This window comes from Aphanothece sacrum FPU1 (assembly GCF_003864295.1).
GTDB classification, from domain to species: Bacteria; Cyanobacteriota; Cyanobacteriia; order Cyanobacteriales; family Microcystaceae; genus Aphanothece_B; species Aphanothece_B sacrum.
This window is the reverse complement of the sequence record NZ_BDQK01000013.1, coordinates 114,839-136,827: the sequence shown is the minus strand read 5'-3', so window position 1 is coordinate 136,827 and position 21,989 is coordinate 114,839. Positions and strand designations below refer to the sequence as shown.

Here is a 21,989-nt window from a genome sequence, read left to right as displayed (position 1 = left end):
ATATGTCTAGCCAAAAACCCCCCCTTAATTCCTCTCAATCCCAGTCTAATAGGTCGTTAGATTATCTTGGCCATTCTTCATCTGAGGAAAGAAGTCAGTTACAGAAGTTATGGGCTAAATTGTTATTAAATCACTCCCTACCGGTTAATCATACTGAAAAAGAACCAGAAAATCTCCCAAAAATCAAACTATCTCCTCGTTTATCCCTCAAATTTCTCAAGCAATTATGGGCTAAATTACCCAGACGCAAAAAACCTTCTTATGATCCCCGTCAACTTCAACAAGAAATTTTAGCTGATATTGGTCGAGAATTATATCAAGTGCGTCGAGAACATCGCTTATCTCTTGAGGAAATCGCCATAGAAACTCGGATCTCGGTGGGGTTATTACAAGCGATTGAAAAAGGACGTTTAGAGGATTTACCTGAAGCTATTTATACTAGGGGATTAATTAAAAAATTTGCGGATTTTCTGGGATTAGATGGGGCCACCTTGGCCTATCGTTTCCCTACGGATATTGTCCTCAAATCCTCTCCATCAAGTCGTTTTAATCTAGGTTTACCTGGTCTTCAACTTCGCCCCCTCCATCTATATTTTTTGTATATTATTATTGTTATTTTATCAGTACAAGGGATTTCTAATAGTCTTAAACGTTCTGCTTTTGAGATGAGGTTAAAGGAAGTTGTCCCACCTTCGTCTGTTCCTTCGCTTCCGGTACAAGCTTCTCCGACTCCTGTTATTCCTTCACAGACAGGGCAAAAACCTGTTAGGGTTAATCTCCAGATTAGAGGTAAATCCTCATTAAAAATTGTTGCTGATGGAAAAACCGTTTTTCAAGGGGTTCTTGAGACTGAAACTCAACAAAATTGGATGGCCCAAAAAACCCTCACCCTTGATGTTGATAATGCTGGTCTAATAATTGTTAAATTTAATGAGGAACCCCCTCAACGCTTAGGTAAACTCGGAGAAGCAAAAAGGATTACCTATCAATCTCCAAAAACCTTCAAAAATACACCTAAACCTGATTAATTTTCCATTTTATCCGATGAAACCGGAGTTTTCTGTAACCATAATTGAATGGCTAATAAAATTAATCCACCTGCGATAAAAGCACAGACAAAAGTAGCTAAGGAAGATACTCCCATGACTAATGTTCTGACTAAAGAACCAATTCTTAGTACCAAAGGATTATCAGACGTGAGAGGTTTAGCAGTAAAACTATGGACAATCGAGTAAGTCAGAGAGTAAAGCGCGATCGCCAATGATCCTGAAAGGGTAGAACCGATCAAACAGTTTAAGGGGGTTATTTTTTTTGATTCTGTGCGATCGCTACTAGAAGGTTTTTCTGATGAATCTGTCATTATATTAATTTTAGTTTTACATTGAGTTATAACATTGAAACAGATCAGCAATTTCTCGGATATCTTGATAAAGATTATGTAAAATTCCTGAGTTACTTAATGATATTTAACCACTCGGATAGTCCCGTAAAACCCGCTTAATCGCCGTATTTTTAAGAGTTATCGCGGTATTTTGCAAAATTACTGGACACAATGTTTGTTATCAGACATTTTGGGGAACTTTAAAAATAACAGAGCCGTAAACAGCCAAGGCTGAATTAAGCGTTCCTACTTATGGGGTAAGTATCTATCTACCTCTAACTTAGGAAAATTTTCTGTGATTTCTCTAATACCTAAGATTGAGTGAGATTTAGTGATGCAAGTAACAGCAGTAGATTTAGGGGTAAGGGTAAGTATGGCCAATCTAACGAACCGTCTCTTTTGTCGTTTAGATGGACTAACCCCAGAAGTACGAGAAAAAAAGCGAGTAAACACCATAAAAAATTTAGGGTTACTAGAAGCTGAAACTATTCCCGTATTTGATGAAGCTACACAAACTGCTGCTCGTTTTCTGGAAGTACCTGTGTGTACTTTAGGCATTATGCTTCAAGATAACCTTAGTCTCAAATCCGTTGTCGGGTTATCAAGATTAGGATTTATGAATCAATTAGCTTCATCCCGAAAAATCTCCAGTCAAGAAGCTTTCAGTACTTATGTTGTTGATAGTGAGCAACCTTTGATTATTAATGATACTTTAAGTGATCCCTTATTTGCAAGAAGTATTTTGGTTCAGCATTATGGTATTCGTGCTTTTTTAGGTTCTCCTCTGATTACTGCAGATGGACAGTGCATAGGAACTATAGCCGTAATGGATCTAGTTCCTCGTCAGTTTACCCTCAGAGACATGGAATTTTTGAACCTAACAGCGCGGTGGTGTTTACGGGAGTTTGAGCGAGAGTATTTATGGAATACCTTAGCTTCGCAAGAGGATCAATTTCTTAGTTTAGAACAAAATTCTATTTATGACGGGAATATAAATAGTTATCCTCATTTATTGAATGAATCATCCTTTACTCAGCCTAATTTATTGAATTGTGTCAATAGTATTAAACTGAAATTATTACAACAATTAATTGAAGAATTGCGTTCTCCTCTAACCTCAGTAATTGGTATGTCTAGTGTGTTACAAGGGGGATTATTTGGACATTTAAGCAATAAACAAAAAGAATATTTAGAGATTATTAATACCAGTGGCAAGCAGATGAACTCTTTAGTGCAAGAGCTTCTCAAATTAGGGTCTATTAATGATGATTCTAGCCAATTACAATTGATTTCAGTTAATATTGAAATGCTCTGTCAACGAGTTCTTAATAGTCTTGGTGATATTGCTAATCAAAAACGTCGTACTCTTCGGTTATCAGTAGAACCGGGTAAAAGAATCTGGTTATTAGATAAAAATAAGGTTCAACAAGCTCTTTATTATCTTGTTTTAAGTATTTTAGAGTCATTGGAAGTGGGAGGAGAAATTCGTATTCATGTTTCTCGTCGCAGTAAAAATCTTAACATTTCGATTTGGGTTTCTCATCCTTGGTTGGGTGATGGTTTACCTCAAGTTAATATGTCTGCTTCTTCGCTTAATCATAAGTTAGCAAAACTGCAAAGTTCTCTATCTAGTTTGCCTCAAGATCAAACTTTTACAACTACTTTAGAAGATAAAATATTAAGTGCATCTTCATTAGAAAATATGATTCATCAAGAACAGTTTTATGAATCTAATCATAAGACTTCTCAAGAGTTACTCGGTTTATTATTAGGATGTTATTTTACTGAAAGTCATGGAGGAAAAATTGTGATTCAAGGTTCTTTAGAGTCTGGTTATCGTTATATTTTAATGTTTCCTAAAATTGGAGGAGATGAGAAATAAGTAGGTAGACAAAATTAATTACACAAAATTTGTAGGGGCGGGTTTTTTACGAAATCTATGATTCTCACAAAAAAACTAGATAAACCCGCCGGAGGGTTTTTAATCATAATTATGATTGACTTCGCTTGTAAATTAGATAAACCCGCCCGTACAATAAACCCGCCCCTTTTTTTAAAAAAACTTTTTTAATCCTCCCCCTTGAAGGGGGAGGTAACTATCTTAATGCAAAAAGAGGACTCCCGTTAGACCGCCCAAGCGGTTAACGGCGGGAGTGTCAATAACTATTAGATTTCTGATAACACACTTCAATGATTGTATGGACATTCCCTCTAGGACTAAAATCTCCTTTAAGAGTCACTTCTAAGGGATCACAAGCAGCAACAAAATCATCCAGAATTTGATTAACACACTCTTCGTGAGAAATATAGCGATCGCGGTAACTATTAATATAAAGTTTCAAAGATTTTAATTCCACAACTTTCTCATTCGGGACATAGGTCAGATAAATAGTGGCAAAATCGGGATATCCAGAAAAGGGACATTTACAGGTAAATTCTGGTAAAGTGACCTGAATGTCATATTTTCTGCCGATACGAGGGTTAGGGAAAGTTATCAATTGCCCTTCAATAATAGCACGTTCTCCATATTTAAGGGTCGTAGATTCTGAATCGGGTACTAGGGTCATAAATGGGATGATTGTCAACAAATAAACATAAAGTAACGTTTTGAAAAGTTGATGGATCTAGATTACCAAGCTCAAAAATACCTAAAACTAAGTATTTATACAAGATCTAGCCGATTAGGTATGTATATTACCGTAGTTGACACCGATCAAATGTAAAGTATTATGTAAGAGATTAAATTTTTAATCTTCAATAAATGTAACTTTAAAGATCAAAATAGTCATGAACCGTTACATTCGCCTGATTTCCACCTTTTCTTTAGGGGTTGCCTTAACCCTGAGTCTTGCTTCTAAAGCTCCAGCAGCCAAGCTGGCACCAAGTATCGGATCTACTTCGACAGGAGGAAATGATGACCCCAACAGCTTTATTACTATTGGCTTTGAGTTTCGCGCTCTAAGTAATATCCTGATTAAGAGTTTAGGGGTTTATACTCAAGGAGATTCCCAAAATCCCGTTCGTCCCTCTCAAATCGATGTTGATGTTGCTCGTCCTGTGGGATTATGGCGAGTAAGTGATCGCAGTTTATTAGGACAAATAATAGTACAACCCGGAGGCAACCAGTGTCAAAATGATTTCTGTTTTGCTGATCTTCCCACACTTGTAGAGTTAAAAGCTGGAGAAGATTATCGAATCGGAGTTTATTATGCAGATGCTAAACCAGGAGACAAACTACAAAATACCACACTTACTAATATTGATCCTAAGATAAATTTGGTGGTTAATAGATTTTTTGCTTCAAATTTTAGTGATCAATTAAAATATCCCGATCAGGAAGTTCCTAATTCATTTACCACATCGGCTAATGTGATAATTATAACGGAAGTCCCAGAATCAAGTGCTGTTGGAGCTTTGTTTTTATTGGTACTTGGTGGCTATTTGTTCAAAAAACAATAGAATAACATTACTTAATATTAAGATCTTTCTCAACAACGGATAGCCACACAATAAAAGTGGTTCCCGTCTTTTTGTCTTTATCTGTCGGACTGATTAGTTCAATTTTTCCCTGCATTTGATTAATCAGATCTCTCACAATAGCTAATCCTAACCCGCTTCCGGTAATATTTCCCTGAGATTGAATCCCTCGATAATGTCTCTCAAAAATATGTGCTTGATCTGCTGCTGGAATACCATACCCATTATCCTCAATAGCGATTCCCTGATATTCTTTTTCGTCTATTACACAAGATAATCCGGCTCTAATTCTCACTTTACCACCTTTTGGGGTATATTTAATGCCATTGTCAATCAGATTACTCAAAACCTCTCGCAAAGCTGGCCCATTGCCCCAAATTAATGATAAGTGTTTGGGAAGATTTGAGGTTAAGTTGATACCTTTTTCCTGAGCAATAGTTTGACTTGAAGTTAACAAAGGCTCTAAAATTTCTTTAATGTCTAGAGAACTTAAGGTTAAAGACTTACTAGGAGGTAAAGATGGGATATTGCTCCGAAACTCACTTAAGGAGATAGAATCAGTGGTAAGGGTGATTATCTCCTCATTCGCAGCGATCGCGTCTTGCTGTGTCTCAAAGTCTTTAATCAAGTCCTGTAAATGCTCACTCTCCCGGACAATATTTTCCACAATAGAACGACTCTTATCATCGGGAAGTAAGCGTTTAAGGAGAAGCTTACTAAAAATTCTTAAGGCAGTTAAAGGGTTCCGCAACTGATGAAACAAATCATCAAGGCGATCGCGTTCTTTCTCTTGTTGTATCTGCTGCTGATTTAACTGATGCTGATACCAATTTTGACTATGATCTAAATAATGGGCAATGGCTAAAGTTCTGGCAATGGTTTCTACCTGGGTTAACTCGTCGGGTTGCCATCGGTAATCTTTACGTTTGGTTACTAATAATCCTACAACTATCTCTTGATGAATTAAGGGTAAAACCAGTTGATAAGGCCCCATTCCATAATGATCATCGATTTGTGTCTTTTGAGAGTTTGTTTTCCCTCGAAGGGGTTTAGACCTGACCAAGGATTCTATATTTGTCAGGGTTTTCTGAGATTCCCCCTTGTTCCAAACATCTAGTAATCCTATACTTGTCGTGTTTTTGTCCCAGATGGTTTCTGCTGCTGGATAGACCACAATCGGTATCAAATGGGTCTGTGTACCCTCTTGATTCTCTTGGGTTAAGTAAACTCCACTCCAGTCAGCTTTGAGTCCTTGTGCTAACAGCAGAACTTGAGACTGACATAAAGCAATAAAGTCTCGACTAGGTGGTGCGAAAGGATAAGTAGAAGAAAACATGAGAATGATCCATCATTTTATTAAGTTTTGTAACAAAAGGTTAAGTTTTTTTAACAAAATATTTAAGTAATTTTAGAATAATCCCTGAAAAAGCCGATGAGAAAAGGGATTTCAGGAATGAATAGACTTAGACCGTTGATGAGAGAGGCTTGATTTTCTTAAATTAAAAGGATATAATGACATCGGCTTTTGTATCTATCATTACAGCATTTAGCCGGAATAGGAGGTAAAAGGGTTGGCACGCAAACGCAAACGGAAGAGTCGTCGTCGTCAAGAAGGTCGCAAAATTCTCGAACTTGTACCCCAATATAGCATCGAAAGCGGTGAGGATAAACCCGTGACTGCTGCTAGAAAGTATATTCGTGACTTAGGGATACAACCTCCGGCTTTATTGATTGTAAAACGAAATGAGCATACAACAGATAGATATTTTTGGGCAGAAAAGGGTCTATTTGGTGCTCAGTATGTTGAAGAAAATCATTTCCTCTTCCCTAGTTTAAGGGAGTTTCAACCACTTGTGCCGCCTAAAACACCTGCGGTGGCTGGCAGCACTCGTTAGTCAACTCAATGACTATAACATTAAGTGTATCCTCCGAATCAATTTTTAGGGGGATACATTTTTTTTTGTGGGAGATCTACTAACATTCCTTTCATGTACGAAAATTGTTGATCAAAAGCAGTATGGATTACCATCTGAGGTAAAGTCTAGTTAAACTATAAATTGATTTTCCTGTTCTAGGGATTCCTACTGATGAAATGGTCTATTTTTTGGCAAAGTTGGCAATTTTTGTGTAAATGTCGATTTTTACAACGGGTTTTAGCCACTTTTTTGAGTATTTTATTGATAAATAATCCTATTTTTGCTGTTTCTCCCCCAAAACCTGAAATTAGAGGGGTTTGGTTAACTACTAATGACACTAATACTTTACTCGATCAAACAAAATTAGAAGAAGCGATCGCCCAATTAGCTCGTCTTAATTTTAATACAGTATATCCTGTAGTTTGGAATTCTGGTTATGCGCTGTATCCGAGTGAAATAGCCAAAAAAGAAGGAATTCAGCCTTTTGTACATAAAGGATTACAAGGTCAAGATCCCTTGACAGATTTAATTACTAAAGCACATAATCAGGGATTATTAGTATTACCTTGGTTTGAATTTGGATTTATGGCTCCACCAACTTCAGAATTAGCCATTAAACACCCTAATTGGATAACACAAAAAAGAGATGGAAGTCAAACGACTATTAGTGCAGCAGGGGAAGTTGTTTGGTTAAACCCGTTTCATCCAGAGGTGCAAAAGTTCATTACTTCTTTAGTGATAGAAGTGATGAATTTATATGATGTCGATGGTATTCAATTTGATGATCATTTAAGTTTACCGAGTGAATTAGGCTACGATAGTTATACGGTTAATTTATATAAACAGGAAACGAAAAAAGATCCCCCTGCGAATGCAAAAGATGAAGCTTGGTTAAAGTGGCGGGCTGATAAATTGACTGCTTATGTGGCTCAATTAAATCAAGCAATTAAAACTAAAAAAAGTAATGCCATTTTTTCCGTTTCTCCTAATCCTTATGATACCGCGTATAGTGCTTATTTACAAGATTGGTTAACCTGGGTAAGACAAGATTTAATTGATGAAGTTGTTGTACAGGTATATCGTCCAGATTTAGAGAGTTTTGTCAAACAATTACAACGGCCAGAAATTCAAGAAACTCGTCAGAAAATCCCTACAGGTGTTGGTATTTTAACTGGTTTAAGAAATCGACCGATTGAGATGGCATTTATTCAAGAAAAAGTCTTAGCTGCGAAACAATATGGGTTAGGGGTTTCCTTCTTTTTTTATGATAGTTTGTGGAATTATGCACCAGAATCTGTTGGAGAAAGACAAGAGAAATTTTTAGCTCTTTTTCCTTATCCTGCTGCCCGCAAATTAGAAACTCCTATATTACTAGAAAATAATCCCCCTGTTGATAATATTAAACCTGAGAAACCCCTAGAAAATAATCAGCCTATCGAAACTTTTGAACCTTATCAAACGAGGCAAAATACCAATCCTATTGATAATATTCAACCTGAGAAACCCATAGAAAACAATAAACCTATTGAGAATATTAAACCGGAGAAACCGCTAGAAAATAATAATAATAATTGGTCAAGTTCTGAACCGAGTGAACCTATAGGAGATTCTACATCTCTTGAGAAATTTGAACCTTATGAACCGAGAGAAAATCCCACTCCTCAAACAAATTCTAAACCGCCAGAAACCTATCAATATGCTGATGATGCAGTGCCTATTCCGGTGTCTTGGTAATAGTTATTAGAGTTTTATAATTAAACTGAACAGGAGAGTAAAACGATTATGAAAGGTATCCAAACAAGAAAAATTAGAGCAAGCTTTAGAATGGAATGCTAATCACCCGCCAAAAATTTCAGATTTAGAAGCATTAGATCATAATTCATAATTCATAATTCATAATTCATAATTCATAATTTATCAGGAAAAGATATGTTATCGCAAACAATGAATTTTATCCCTCCTGAATTTTTTAAAATGTTGTTGGTATTTTTCCTTTCATTTCTCATTGGATTAGAGAGAGAAGAATGGAAGTCTATTTCTGGTAAATACGCTTTTGGGGGAGTTCGTACTTATCCATTAATTGGGTTAATTGGTTATAGTCTGGCCTCTCTTTCTAGCGGTCAAATGATTCCTTTTTCCGTTGGACTTATTGTAATTGGTAGTTTAATGTTTTTGTCTTATTGGCATAAAATTAAATCTACCCAAACTCCAGGTTTAGCGACTGAAATGGTTGCTTTAACGACTTATTTAGTGGGTGCATTAGTTTATCATAACCAATTTTGGATGGCTTCAACTTTAGTTATTACTAGCTTACTTCTCCTTGAATTAAAATCTGTTCTTGAAGGTTTAACTCAAAAATTCTCTCCTGACGATATTTTAACTTTTACTAAATTTCTATTTTTAACTGCCGTTATTCTTCCTATTTTACCTAATCAAAATTTCGGAGAATTTCAAATTAATCCTTTTAAAACTTGGTTAATTGTAGTTGCTGTTAGTAGTATTTCTTACGGTAGTTTTATCTTACAAAAAATCTGTAAAAATCAGGGAAATATTGCTTTAGTTGCTCTATTAGGAGGGGCTTATTCTTCTACTGTAACAACGGTAGCACTGGCTAAACAATCAACCAGAACTAATCATCCTCATCGTTATGCTGGAGGGATTTTAATGGCTTCTGGTATCATGTATGTAAGGTTAGCTCTCCTCATTATTTTATTTAATCCTAATTTGGGCAAAGAATTAACCTTACCATTTAGTTTGTTGGCTATAGTAGGAGTAGGTGGGGGTTGGTTATGGTCATCTAGAATAGAATCTCCTACTATCTCTTTAGAAGAAAAAAAAGCTTATTCTTCTCGTAATCCTTTGGAATTAAAAGCTGCTTTTTTATTTGCTTTTTTATTTGTAATTATCGTCATTGTTACTCACTATACAGCTTTATATTTAGGTAGTAGTGGACTATATGTTTTGGCGGGAATTATGGGAGTAACAGATATTGATCCTTTCATTTTAGGAATTACCCAATCAGCAGGACAATCTACCCCTTTATCAGTAGCCGCAGGAGCGATTTTAATTGCTGCTTCAAGTAATAATATTATTAAAGGGATTTATGCGTTTAGTTTCGGCGATCGCCAAACTGGAAAACAAAGTTTATTTTTATTAATTTCTTTGGCAATTCTAGGATTAATTCCGTTAATTTTCCAATAAAATGAAGTTTTGAAAAGCTGATTTAACCGTTGAAAAATAAGCTTATATAATTTTATATTATTACTTTTAGATAAAATTATAAGTAAATTTTATAATTTTGAATGTTAATTATATGTTGAGTAATGGGTATTACTTAAGGATGGAAGCATATTTAGATCTTAATCAAACAAGAAAAGGTCTAAATTGGACAAGATTGGAAAATCAAAAACCACTTTCTTTTCTCTTAATGATCTCTCCCACATTATACGTTGATATTCTCCAATGAATCAATATCAATATCAATATCAAGCACAACAACTTAGTTCCCTTCTAAACACCATCCAAAAAAAGGCTCAAAGCGGAACCTTCCATATCAAGACTTTACCTCAACCGGATCATCCAAGTCGTTCTCGTATCTTAGTGTATCACAGAGGGCAAATAACTTATGGTGGCTCCCATATTCCCTATATTCCAAGGCTCGCACAAAAACTGATCAAGCAGTTTAAGCCCAATGTCAGCAAAACGACGATTGAATTTGTCCAACAAAAAACAACTAATCTAAAATCTGCCAGAGAATTTTTGCAGATTTTGTGTAAACTTCGAGTTTTGACTTGGGAACAGATTGAATCCTATGCCCAAACGCAAGTCGCTATAACCCTTGAACAACTGTTGCCCTATGCTGGACAAATAGGATTTAATCCAATAGTTGAGTTTGATATTGTCTACGGTGATGATGGCCACTGTTTAAACGAATCTAAGTTGAAGTCTGAGCTAGTTCTGCGTCAAGAACAATGGTCTGCTCTTGCTCCTACTATTAAATCAATGGAAGCGATTCCTTGTCTATCGAAAGACGGATTAGAGATAATTTCCCACGAATCAACTCGTCTACACGCTCAGAAATATATTGATGGGAAAAGATCCATTGTTGAAATCGCTCAACAAAGTGGAGAAGATCCCTTGGAGTTAGCTCAATTATATTTAACTGGGTTTCACACTAATTGGATTGTTTTTGAGGGAACTTCTACAATTACTAACAATAAAGAGCTTCACCAGTTGCCGACTATTCTCTCCGTAGATGATAGCCCTATTGTCCAAACCATGATTAAACGTGCATTAGGCGATCGCTATAATGTCCTTTTAGCAAATAATGCTATTGATGCGCTACAGATCTTAAACAATAAAACCGTTGATCTTCTCTTACTCGATGTAACCATGCCAGTTATCAATGGACTAGAGATGTGTAAAACGATACGCAGCATCCCTAAATTCCGCAATTTGCCCATAGTTATGGTGACAGCCAGAGACACATTAATTGACAAAATGAAAGGTCAAATTGCTGGAACAAATCTTTATCTGACTAAGCCTTTTGATGCTGAGAAATTACTGGCAGTTGTCGAGCAATTCTTAGGGAATAAGAAAGTAATTCCCGTCTGAAAATGAAATCAACTTAGAAAAAAAATTATGAAAACGACTTTCTTTTTAACATTTGTTGTAGGGGATATAACCTACGGAATTGAGGCAAGTCTGGTTAAAGAAATTTTCTTATTACCAGAAATCACCCCGATGGCTGAAACACCTGTTGATATCGTTGGTATTTTAAACCTACGGGGAAAAATTGTCCCGATTATGCACTTAGATCTGCGATTAGGAAATGCAAAACAATCCTGTACAATTAATGACAGTGTGATTATTTTAAACTGTAAAAATTTGCAGATTGGGCTAATTGTTAATCAAGTCAATGATGTCAAAAATATCGATTCACACCGGATAGAAAGTACAATAGATTATGGACGAATTAACTCTCTCAATCCCACCTTTATTGCCGGAATTGCTACCTTAGAGGCAGAGGACATTATTCTCCTAAACCCTCAAGCTTTAATCCGCCAACCGGATGCGGTTGAAGCCTTGGTTGAAGATACTAATCAGCCGGGGAATGATGACACCAGTTTTGAGCAATTAATATCAAATAATAGTCAAAAAAATCTGACAATAACTGGTAAGTTTTACGACATTTATTGCCCTGATGCTACCTCAGAAGAAAGAGAAATTTTTCGGCTACGTTGTGAAAATTTAAAACAAGCAAATACTGAGAAGAATTCTGATTTAGCTAAACAAATTCCTTTAGCGGTAATTGGGATGAGTGGTGAGTATTTTGGTGTCAATTTAGGCTCTGTCCGCGAGTTTATTAATATTCGTAATGTGACTCCTATTCCCTGTTGCCCCTCCCATATTATTGGCAATATAAATTTGCGCGGTGAAATCGTTACTTTAGTCGATATTCGGGGTACTCTAAATTTAGAAACATCTATAGTAAAAACTGGGACTAAAGCAGTCGTAATTAAGGTTGATGATATAGTAGCCGGTCTGCCTATTGATGATGTATTGGATATGATGTATTTGCCTCCTCAAAACATTACCGCAGTTCCACTTGCCGCCGATTTTGGAGACAATACCTATCTAGAAGGAACTGCTTCCTATTCTGAAAAAATACTGAGTATTCTTGACTTGCAAAAGCTCTTAACTAAGGGTAATTTAGCAGTTAATGAAGAAGTATAAAGGCTAATTTAGCATTTCTCACAACGAATGAGGTATACCCTCATTTATTCACTATTTTCTTACAAGGAAATTATCATGTTAAATAGACTATCATTGAAAACAAAAGCTATCCTTTTTGCTTGTGGCATCGGAATTATTCCTATGTTGGTAATTGGGTTTACTGCTTATTCGTCAACGAATAAACAGATTGTTCAGCAAGAAATAACATCTCAACAATATCGTACAGAAACTCTAAATAACAGAGTTAGTCGCTTTTTATTTGAACGCTATGGAGATATTAACATCATTTCTAATTTGCCATTTTTAAGAAATCCTGAGATATGGAGCATTTTAAGTCCAAAAGAAAAGACATCAGTACTCAACAGATTTATTGAAACTTATGGTGTTTATGACAATGTTGCTGTATTTGATTTGAAGGGAAATGTAATAGCTAAATCATCAGAAACTGCGATCTCTAACCAAAAAGATCAGAACTATTTTCAGAAAGTTATTAAAACGGGAAAAACGGTAATTAACGATGTTGAAATTGGTCAATCAAAAGATAAAGTTTTTATCTACTTTGCTGCGCCTGTGACAGATTCAATTACTGGCAAAATGATCGGTGTTGCACGTACACAAATGCCACTTACAGCTATACAAGATTTATTAGCAAATTTTGGTAAAAATGGAGATGAATGGCATTTGATAGATAATGCTTCTGGAAAAATATTCGCCGCTTTAGAAAAAGGCCAGATAGGCAGGGTTGCTACCTTAGATTTTCCGAGCTTGTCTCAACTGCAAGGGACAAATAAGATAAATACTGGCATCAGCATTGATAAGATTGATGGAGCGGAACAATTAATCACTTATTCTCCATTTTATGAATTAAATGGTTTACCACCATTAAACTGGAGCCTCCTCGTTGCCAGCGACACAAAAAATATATTTTCAACCCAACATTATTTACTGATCGTCTTAATAATTGGGACTGGAATAACGGCATTAATTGTTAGTGGAATGGCTATCTTTTTTACTAACCCGACGACTAAATTGCTCAAACGAATTACCGATACCCTGGCTTTTTCTGCTAACGAAATTGTTAACACCGTTCAACAGCAAGAACTCACCATCAACCAGCAGGCAAGTTCTGTAAACGAAACTACGACCACCATTGAACAATTAGGTGCATCTTCCCTTCAATCTGCTCAACAAGCTGAAGCTAGTGCATCTGAAGCTCAGGAAGCCCTAACTATTGCTGAAAATGGAACCCAAGCAGTACATAAAACCATGGAGGGCATGGGTACTCTCAAAGAAAATGTTCAATCCATTGCGGAACAGATCATGCGTCTGAAGGAGCAAACCGGACAAATTGCTACTATTTCCAATCTAGTAGGAGATATCGCCAACCAAACCAATATGCTTGCTCTTAATGCGGCGGTAGAAGCCGTTCATGCAGGAGAACAGGGTAAAGGCTTCAGCGTCGTTGCGATGGAAATTCGTAAACTGGCTGACGAGAGCCAAAAATCTGCTGAGAAAATCAATGTTTTGGTAACAGATCTACAAGCATCAATCAACAGCACTGTGACAGCAACAGATGAAGGCTCTAAAAAGACCGATGAAAGTATCAAATTAGCAGAAGGAATGGCACAAGCGTTTGCCGGAGTAGCTGAAGCGGTTAATCACGTTTTCGTCAACAACCAACAGATCTTTGCTAGTTCTAAGCAGCAAGTTGTGGCGGTACAACAAGTCATCGCCGCCATGAATGTCATCAACTTAGGAGCGCAAGAAACCTCTCAAGGAATTAATCAAGTCCGAGTCTCCACCGACGAGCTTAAATCTGCTGCCCAAGATCTCCAAGCAGTCGTTTAAAGCAACTGATTGCTAAAGGAAATTTAGAAAGTCCCAAATCTAATCACCCAATCAAAAAAACGGAGAAACTCAATCCTATGTTCAGTAATTTAAAACTCAGAAACCGTCTACTACTAAGTTATTCACTTCCTATTACTTTTTTCATTCTTTTAGGTGTACTTAACTATAACAATGTTAAGGAAAACTTGAAGCTATCAGAACAAATAACAATTTCTCAGGAGAAGATGATTCACACAGATGAGGCAATCAATGGATTATCCAGGGTCGTCCGTAATGTCAGAGGCCGCCTCCTTTTTCCCAAAGATGACAGCTACATCAAATCTTATCAGGAAGGAATTGACCTATTTCGTGAAGCCAGTCAATCATTAGACAAAATTATTACAGATCCCAAACAGCGAGAACAGTTAAATTTTCTGGTGAAAAGTGGGGAAGAACTCGATCAAATCGCGCAAAAAACCTTCAGCTTATTAGAGCAAGGAAAGTTAGCCGAGGCGATTGATTTAAGTACAGAGTTGCGAATGAGTCAAGTTGACAAAACTAGAGAGGAAATCTTTGCTCAAACACAAACGGGTTTAAAAACGATATCCGAAAAAGAAAAAGCTACCAGTAATTTGCTGCTTCTATTAAGTTCACTCGGTACATTATTATCAGTAATATTTGCCATCACAGTCGCATTATTGGCAGCGTCTAATATTGGTAAATCCATCGAGAAAGTAGCGAGTTCTGTCACGTCTTCTTCATTTGAAATTGCCACCACCGTACAACAGCAGGAACGCACCATCAGTCAGCAGGCAAGCTCGGTCAGCGAAACAACCAGTACTATTGAACAACTGGGTGCATCTTCCCTTCAATCTGCCCAAAAAGCTGAAGCTGGTGCTTCAGGAGCGCAGGAAGCCCTGACTATTGCTGAAAATGGAACCCAAGCAGTCCAGAAAACAATGGAAGGCATGGGTACTCTCAAAGAAAATGTTCAATCGATTGCGGAACAGATCATGCGTCTGAAGGAGCAAACCGGACAAATTGCTACTATTTCTAATCTAGTAAGAAATATCGCCAAACAAACCAATATGCTTGCTCTCAATGCGGCGGTAGAATCAGTTCATGCAGGAGAACAGGGTAAAGGCTTCAACGTCATTGCTATTGAAATTCGTAAACTGGCTGACGAGAGCAAAAAATCTGCTGAAGAAATCAATGCTTTGGTAACAGATCTACAAGCATTAATGAACAGCACTGTGACAGCAACAGATGAAGGCTCTAAAAAGACCGATGAAAGTATCAAATTAGCAGAAGGAATGGCACAAGCGTTTGCCGGAGTAGCTGAAGCGGTTAATCACGTTTTCGTCAACAACCAACAGATCTTTGCTAGTTCTAAGCAGCAAGTTGTGGCGGTACAGCAAGTCATCGCCGCCATGAATGTCATCAACTTAGGAGCGCAAGAAACCTCTGAGAGTATTAATCAAGTCCGAGTCTCCACCGACGAGCTTAAATCTGCTGCCCAAGATCTTCAAGCTGTTGTTTAATCTTTGTTCCTTGTTCCCTAAAACTATAATTAAGGATGAATATTCATGAAAATTACTGTCCCATTTCGTTTGACTATCGTCGGCATTGTCGTCCTTGCTGTCTCCAATTTAGGCTCAGTTTTGCTCACTTCCACCGGCAAAGAAGGTACGGTAGTTAACCTAGCAGGTATCGTCAGAGGTGGAACTCAGCGACTGGTGAAAATAGAATTGTCAGGCAAACAAGGTGATGAATTAATCCAAAAAATTGATGGATTAATCAATGGATTAATTGAGGGGGATAAACAATTAGGTTTGCCACCAGCTATAGATAGAGACTTTTGGTTGAAAATGCAAAAGGTTAAAACTGATTGGCAAAATATTAAAGGCCTTATCGAGAAAACCAGGCTAAATCCAAACCCTCAAAACAGGCAAAAACTTTTTACAGTAAGTGAAGAATTCTTCAATACAACTAACGAAGCCGTAGGAGCAGCAGAGAATGTCTCTAATTCAACAACTAACAGGGTAAAAATCATCCAGATCATTGTTTTTCTAATTAACTTAATTGTCATAGCAATCATCTTGCTGATATGGAACAATATGACCTCAACTTTTGAAAAAGCTACAGGCCATATTGCTTCTTCCTCAATCGAAATTGCTAACACCGTCGAACAGCAGCAAAACACCATCCGCCAACAGGCAAATTCCGTAAACGAAACTACGACCACAATCGAACAATTGGGTGCATCTTCCCTTCAATCTGCTCAACAAGCTGAAGCTAGTACATCTGAAGCGCGCGAAGCCCTAACTATTGCTAAAAATGGAACCCAAGCAGTTCAGCAAACAATGGAAGGTATGGGTACTCTCAAAGAAAATGTCCGATCCATTGCGGAACAGATCATGCAACTGAGTGAACAAACCGGACAAATTGCTAATATTTCCGACCTAGTGGCAAATATCGCTAACAAAACCAATATGCTTGCCCTTAAGGCGGCAGTTGAAGCTGCTCGTGCGGGAGAACAGGGTAAAGGTTTCGGTGTTGTTGCTAACGAAATTCGCAAACTAGCTGACGAAAGCAAAAAATCTGCTGAGAAAATCAATATTTTGGTAACAGATTTACAAGTATCAATGAACAGCACCGTGATGGTAACAGATGAAGGCTCTAAAAAGACCGATGAAAGTATCAGACTTGCAGAAGGAATGGCACAAGCATTTGCCGGAGTAGCTGAAGCGGTTAATCACGTATTCGTCAACAACGAAAAGATCTTCGTGAGTTCTAAGCAACAAGTTACGACGGTACAGCAAGTCATCGCCGCTATGAATGCTATTAATTTGGGAGCGCAAGAAACCTCTGCTGGAATTAATCAAGTCCGAGTATCCACCGAAGAACTTAAATCTGCCGCTCAAGATCTTCAAGCTGTCGTTTAAAGGAGTAGGGAGACATTGTTTATCATTGAGGAGATAGGGAGACAATTTATCTAACAGGAGCATAGTTTAATGTCAGTCATGATCGAACAAGAACTAAAAGAATATCTAGAACAGAAATTTGAAAAGTTTGAGCAACGATTTGATAGCATTGACCAGCGATTTGATAAAGTTGACCAGCGATTTGATAAAGTTGACCAGCGATTCAATAAAGTTGAGGAGAAACTAGACAGACTAGAAAAGGAAGTTAATGACCTTAAAATAGACATGGCAATAGTGAAAACCGAGACAGTAACCATTAAGGAGGATATTAAAGAGATTAAATTAACAACCCAAACAGTAGTAGCGGATGTAGCGGATTTAAAAGGAGCAAAATCTTTAATTATTCCCATTATTGTCGCTGTAATGACGAGCATCATTACACTGTTATTGCGCTCTATTCCCAATCCATAAGTAGGTACACAAAATTAATTACACAAAATTTGTAGTAGGGGCGGGTTTTTTACATAACCATGATTCTCACCAAAAAACTAGATCAACCCGCCGGAGGGTTTTTTACACTAACAACAAATCTTACAACTATGTATATTGAAGACGACGAACTCAGAGATATTTATAAAAGCGTTACCCCAGAACGGGTACAAAAACTAGAAGGGGCTTTAATGTATCTAGAAAAGCAACCCCATGATACTGACAAACTAGAAGAATTTCTGCGAGAAGCTCATACCCTTAAAGGTGATTCGCGGATGTTAGGAGTCACAGACGTAGAAACTCTCGTTCACCAAATGGAAGACTGTATGGTAGGTGTCAAACAGGGAGAGAGGGTGATCACCTCAGATTTGTGCGATCGCCTTTATCACGGACTCGATGCCATTCGCAAACTCATTGATGAAGCGGTTACTGGTAAAACATCGGGCATTAATACATTCCTCGTCTTGGCTCAATTAATGGGTGCCGAGCAAAATGGTAATTCCCAAGAGCAAGATAACACCCTACAGCAAATGCCAACTGTACCAGAAGCTCTGGTTACTGAAGATATTAACTTATTTGAGGATCTCTTTGAATCAGTAGTTAAGCAGCAGGAGTCATTGGTAGGAGGGGGTTTAGAAAACAAAGCAGTGCCTGTTACCCATAAGAAAGAAATAACATCCCCCCTAAAAAGTCAGAAATCAGAAGTTATTAACCCACAACCAACAATTCATAACCAACGAGAAACCGATTCTTTTGACAGTATCCGCGTTGACTCTGAGAAACTGGACAATTTGATCAGACAAACAGGGGAACTCAATATTACCAAAGGTCGAATTTCTCGCCGTCTCAACGACATTGAAGAAATTTTCCAACTTTACGAAGACTGGACTAGGGATAACTTAGTTAATCGCTCAAAATTCCAGCAATTAGAACAGGAACTAGACCAACCATCCCTTACACCTTTCCACAAATTCTGGAAGCGTGCCGAGCAACGTTTAGAAAAATTGGGAGATTTGGTTAGTCACTTAAAATTCGATGCTACAGAAGATAATAATAAGTTAGAAAGCATCACCAATGAATTAGAATCAGGCCTGCAAAACCTGCGACTTTTGCCTTTATCGACTCTGTTCAATCCCTTTAACCGCATGGTGCGAGATTTAGGCAAGCAACAGGGAAAAGAAATCAATCTAGTGATCGAAGGGGGAGAAACGCGAGCAGACAAGCGGATTCTCGAAGAAATGAAAGATCCCTTACTGCATATTTTTCGTAATGCGATCGATCACGGAATCGAAACCCCAACTGAACGGGAAAAATTGGGCAAACCCCGCACTGCTACCATTCGTCTGCGAGGCTACCAGAGTGGCAACAACATTGGGATTGAGGTATTAGACGACGGACGGGGATTAGATATTGAGAGTATTAAACGGACTGCAGCGCGGCGCAGTCTTTGTACCCCAGAAGAATTGGCAAAAATGACAAAAGATCAACTCCAATCTTTAATTTTTACCTCTGGATTTTCCACTCGCATGGAAGTTACAGAACTGTCAGGTAGAGGGATGGGTTTAGAGGTGGTTCGCATCAACGTCGAGCGTTTAAAAGGGTCGATTCAGGTAGAGTCTACTCCTGGGATGGGATGCGAATTTCGCCTTTTGGTGAGTGCCAACCTCGTTATTCCCTCAGTTCTCCTCGTAGAAATTGATCACATTCCCTATGCTATTCCCTTAGAGTTTCTAGACACAGTTATGCTGGTGTCTCGGCAAGAAATTTTCGCGATCGAAGGTTCTCAAACGATTAATTTTGAGGGACAACCAGTCTCAGTCTTTTGGTTAGCCGATTTATTAGAATTGCCGCTTAACGCACCTGCTTCCGCCGCAGCTATCAATTCTACAGGAAAAACCATACCTTGCGTCATCCTGAAAGTAGGCACCGAACGGTTGGGATTGTTTGTAGATCAATTGATTGATCGCCAAGAAGTCTTTTTGAAACCGCAAAGCAAATTACTCAAACGAGTTCGCAATATTTCTGGTGCAACAATTCTCCCGGATGGACAAGTTTGTATGGTTCTCAATGCCCAAGATTTATGCAAATCTGTACAGAAAGGAGGCAAAATTACGACAGTAATAGAAGATGAGTTAGTCACAACCAAGAGCAAACTTCTTCTGGTAGAAGATTCGATCATTATTCGTACTCAAATGAAACGGCTTCTAGAAGGTGCGGGATATGAAGTAACCATTGCCGTTGATGGATTAGAAGGTTACAACAAACTAAGGACAGGCCATTTCGATGCTGTCGTTTCGGATGTAGAAATGCCTAACCTAAACGGGTTGGAACTGACCGCCAAAATTCGTCAACACCCAGAGTACAGTGAATTACCGATTCTTCTTGTCACTACTTTGGCTAAAGAGACAGATAAGCGTCGCGGTGCAGAAGCGGGGGCAAATGCTTATCTGACCAAAGGGGATTTTGACCAAAAAGTTCTGATTCAAACTTTGAAACAACTAATTTAATTGCAAAAAAAGTTATAAATCCCAAAAATTCGGGAACTATAAAGGTACACAGTCACATTATTTTCCACGGAGATCCCACAATGAAACCGATCAAAGTTCTTTTAGTCGAAGATTCCCCCGTCGCATTGGGGTTATTCAAAAAAATCTTGCAATCTTCCCCAGAAATTGAAGTAGTAGGAACTGCTCTTGATGGGAATCAAGCATTATCTATGATTCCCACATTGCAACCAGAAGTGATTTGTACTGATTTACAAATGCCAGGAATGGATGGTTTTGAATTAATCAAACAAGTGATGGCTAAATATCCTGTACCTATTTTGGTCATTAGCAATGTGGTGCAACAGGCAGACATCGACAACATCTTTAAGGTTTTGCAATCTGGAGCTTTGGATTTCATGCCTAAACCTCAAGCCGCTACCGCCAACGAAGAGGAACTTAAAAAGACATTAATTATCAAAATTAAAGTCCTGGCGACTAAACAAGTGGCCGCCAAGCCACTGTAACCGAATAGTAAGCTAAAACGTATTTTAAATGCGTTTTAGCAAGCCCAAAGTCCAAAAAAACTGATTTTTAGAGCAAACCCCATTGATTTGGTTGTCGTTTAGGAAAAAATCGAGTTTTTAATATCAGGTGCAAGATCTCAGTCAAACATATTCCTAACTACTAGACAAGGTTGAAAAAATATGCCATTATTAGCATACCATGAAGATAGAGAGAAAACCACTTTTTTGGATGGGTTCATCAAGACGTAACCTCAAAGAATTTCCTGATGAGGTGCAAGATATGATGGGACACGCGCTCGACATCGCCCAACAGGAAAAAAAGCACCCAGACGCAAAACCTCTTAGTGGATTTGGAGGAGCAAACGTTCTTGAAGTCGTGGAAAATTATGAGGGTGACACTTATCGTGCCGTCTATACGGTTCGCTTTATGGGTGGAGTTTATGTGCTTCATGCCTTCCAGAAAAAATCGAAGAAAGGTATTGCTACACCGAAGACCGAAATCAATTTAATTAAAAGTCGATTGAAAAAGGCAGAGGAACATTACGGACAATGGAAAAAACAACAATAGTGAAACGCTATGATTGAGGACATTATTATTGAAGAAAGCTGTGGCAATGTTTTTACTGATCTTGGCTATCCTAATGCTGAAGAAGCGTTAGCAAAATCTCGTCTTGCTCAATGTATCACGGAGATTATCAAAGAGCAAAATCTGACTCAAGTTCAAGCAGCCGCTATTTTGGGCATTGATCAGCCTAAAATCTCAAAACTCATACGCGGACAACTGCGTGAGTTTTCTACTGACCGACTCTTTCGCTTTCTTAATGCTTTAAACCAAGATGTTGAAATTGTCATTACATCTAAGCCAGAATCTCGTCCAAAAGCTATATTGACCGTTATATCAAGGTAAATATAGGTAAAAACTGAAACCTTATTGTAGGGGTCAACGGCCGTTGACCCCTATTCTTTGTGATTTAATTTTTTTTGATAATTGATAAAAATAAATTATAATGATAATAAAAAAACAATATATCGACAAAACACACTCAAAAATCAAATAATCATAAAAATTAATCTATACTTATGGATATGATTAGTTTTTTGTTATGGTTGATCAGGTAAAAAAAAAAAAAAATTTTAAGAAAGGTGCTAAACTGATTTAACAAGTTGAGCAAATCAATGAAATTCATTGAGGAACCTCAACCCATCGCACTTATATAAAATATTAATAT

At 37.7% G+C, this 21,989-nt stretch carries 19 protein-coding genes; 16 read left to right on the top strand and 3 right to left on the bottom strand.

The annotated features are described in order from the left end of the window. Positions 1 to 2 precede the first annotated feature (2 nt). Entirely contained in the window at positions 3 to 1,028 is a 1,026-nt protein-coding gene (locus AsFPU1_RS11180) for a helix-turn-helix domain-containing protein (protein ID WP_124970538.1), read from the top strand. Here AsFPU1_RS11180 and AsFPU1_RS11175 read toward each other — a convergent pair. After that, on the bottom strand, positions 1,025 to 1,360 hold the full coding sequence (locus AsFPU1_RS11175; protein ID WP_124970535.1) for a DUF3082 domain-containing protein: 336 nt from the start codon (positions 1,358 to 1,360) through the stop codon (positions 1,025 to 1,027). The two genes, AsFPU1_RS11180 and AsFPU1_RS11175, sit on opposite strands and share 4 nt — an antisense overlap. 355 nt (positions 1,361 to 1,715) lie before the next feature. Here AsFPU1_RS11175 and AsFPU1_RS11170 point away from each other — a divergent pair, with 355 nt between their 5' ends. Next, positions 1,716 to 3,263, top strand: a complete 1,548-nt coding sequence (locus AsFPU1_RS11170; RefSeq protein ID WP_172957404.1) for a GAF domain-containing sensor histidine kinase — start codon at positions 1,716 to 1,718, stop codon at positions 3,261 to 3,263. A gap of 274 nt (positions 3,264 to 3,537) precedes the next feature. Here the strand turns inward: AsFPU1_RS11170 and queF are convergent, their stop codons facing one another. Then, positions 3,538 to 3,948, bottom strand: coding sequence for a preQ(1) synthase (queF, locus tag AsFPU1_RS11165; protein WP_124970529.1), 411 nt, complete (start codon positions 3,946 to 3,948; stop codon positions 3,538 to 3,540). A gap of 220 nt (positions 3,949 to 4,168) precedes the next feature. Between queF and AsFPU1_RS11160 the strand changes: the two genes are divergently transcribed. After that, positions 4,169 to 4,840 (top strand): hypothetical protein, encoded by a 672-nt coding sequence (locus AsFPU1_RS11160; protein ID WP_124970524.1) that lies wholly within the window; start codon positions 4,169 to 4,171, stop codon positions 4,838 to 4,840. Between the two features lie 7 nt (positions 4,841 to 4,847). On the opposite strand, the gene AsFPU1_RS11155 is transcribed toward AsFPU1_RS11160, so the two are convergent. Then, the gene (locus AsFPU1_RS11155; protein ID WP_124970521.1) at positions 4,848 to 6,194 is read right to left on the bottom strand and encodes a GAF domain-containing sensor histidine kinase; all 1,347 of its coding nucleotides are present in this window, start codon (positions 6,192 to 6,194) and stop codon (positions 4,848 to 4,850) included. A 235-nt stretch (positions 6,195 to 6,429) separates the two neighbouring features. Between AsFPU1_RS11155 and AsFPU1_RS11150 the strand changes: the two genes are divergently transcribed. From AsFPU1_RS11150 to AsFPU1_RS11090, 13 genes are all read left to right on the top strand, one after another. Further along, positions 6,430 to 6,753 (top strand): DUF3155 domain-containing protein, encoded by a 324-nt coding sequence (locus AsFPU1_RS11150; protein ID WP_124970518.1) that lies wholly within the window; start codon positions 6,430 to 6,432, stop codon positions 6,751 to 6,753. Between the two features lie 192 nt (positions 6,754 to 6,945). Next, positions 6,946 to 8,508: a family 10 glycosylhydrolase gene (locus tag AsFPU1_RS11145; RefSeq protein ID WP_124970515.1), complete on the top strand. Its 1,563-nt coding sequence runs from the start codon at positions 6,946 to 6,948 to the stop codon at positions 8,506 to 8,508. Positions 8,509 to 8,703: 195 nt separating this feature from the next. Continuing rightward, positions 8,704 to 9,975, top strand: coding sequence for an MgtC/SapB family protein (locus AsFPU1_RS11140; protein ID WP_124970513.1), 1,272 nt, complete (start codon positions 8,704 to 8,706; stop codon positions 9,973 to 9,975). 261 nt (positions 9,976 to 10,236) lie between these two features. Then, positions 10,237 to 11,388 carry a response regulator gene (locus tag AsFPU1_RS11135; protein ID WP_124970510.1) on the top strand — a complete coding sequence of 384 codons (1,152 nt, stop codon included), beginning with the start codon at positions 10,237 to 10,239 and terminating at the stop codon, positions 11,386 to 11,388. A gap of 27 nt (positions 11,389 to 11,415) precedes the next feature. After that, complete coding sequence (locus AsFPU1_RS11130; RefSeq protein ID WP_124970508.1) at positions 11,416 to 12,510, top strand: chemotaxis protein CheW; 1,095 nt, start codon at positions 11,416 to 11,418, stop codon at positions 12,508 to 12,510. A 75-nt stretch (positions 12,511 to 12,585) separates the two neighbouring features. Continuing rightward, entirely contained in the window at positions 12,586 to 14,358 is a 1,773-nt protein-coding gene (locus AsFPU1_RS11125; protein ID WP_174715383.1) for a methyl-accepting chemotaxis protein, read from the top strand. A 77-nt stretch (positions 14,359 to 14,435) separates the two neighbouring features. Next, on the top strand, positions 14,436 to 15,878 hold the full coding sequence (locus AsFPU1_RS11120) for a methyl-accepting chemotaxis protein (protein ID WP_124970505.1): 1,443 nt from the start codon (positions 14,436 to 14,438) through the stop codon (positions 15,876 to 15,878). A 45-nt stretch (positions 15,879 to 15,923) separates the two neighbouring features. Further along, complete coding sequence (locus tag AsFPU1_RS11115) at positions 15,924 to 17,282, top strand: methyl-accepting chemotaxis protein (protein ID WP_124970502.1); 1,359 nt, start codon at positions 15,924 to 15,926, stop codon at positions 17,280 to 17,282. Between the two features lie 69 nt (positions 17,283 to 17,351). Continuing rightward, positions 17,352 to 17,732, top strand: coding sequence for a shikimate dehydrogenase (locus AsFPU1_RS11110; RefSeq protein WP_227873338.1), 381 nt, complete (start codon positions 17,352 to 17,354; stop codon positions 17,730 to 17,732). Positions 17,733 to 17,860: 128 nt separating this feature from the next. Further along, positions 17,861 to 20,257 carry a hybrid sensor histidine kinase/response regulator gene (locus tag AsFPU1_RS11105; RefSeq protein ID WP_124970499.1) on the top strand — a complete coding sequence of 799 codons (2,397 nt, stop codon included), beginning with the start codon at positions 17,861 to 17,863 and terminating at the stop codon, positions 20,255 to 20,257. Positions 20,258 to 20,337: 80 nt separating this feature from the next. Further along, positions 20,338 to 20,760 (top strand): response regulator, encoded by a 423-nt coding sequence (locus AsFPU1_RS11100; protein ID WP_124970496.1) that lies wholly within the window; start codon positions 20,338 to 20,340, stop codon positions 20,758 to 20,760. Between the two features lie 199 nt (positions 20,761 to 20,959). Then, a complete protein-coding gene (locus AsFPU1_RS11095) occupies positions 20,960 to 21,328 on the top strand; it encodes a type II toxin-antitoxin system RelE/ParE family toxin (RefSeq protein ID WP_124970493.1) in 369 nt (122 codons plus the stop codon). Positions 21,329 to 21,337: 9 nt separating this feature from the next. Continuing rightward, entirely contained in the window at positions 21,338 to 21,667 is a 330-nt protein-coding gene (locus tag AsFPU1_RS11090) for a helix-turn-helix domain-containing protein (RefSeq protein ID WP_124970490.1), read from the top strand. The last annotated feature ends 322 nt before the right edge of the window (positions 21,668 to 21,989 follow it).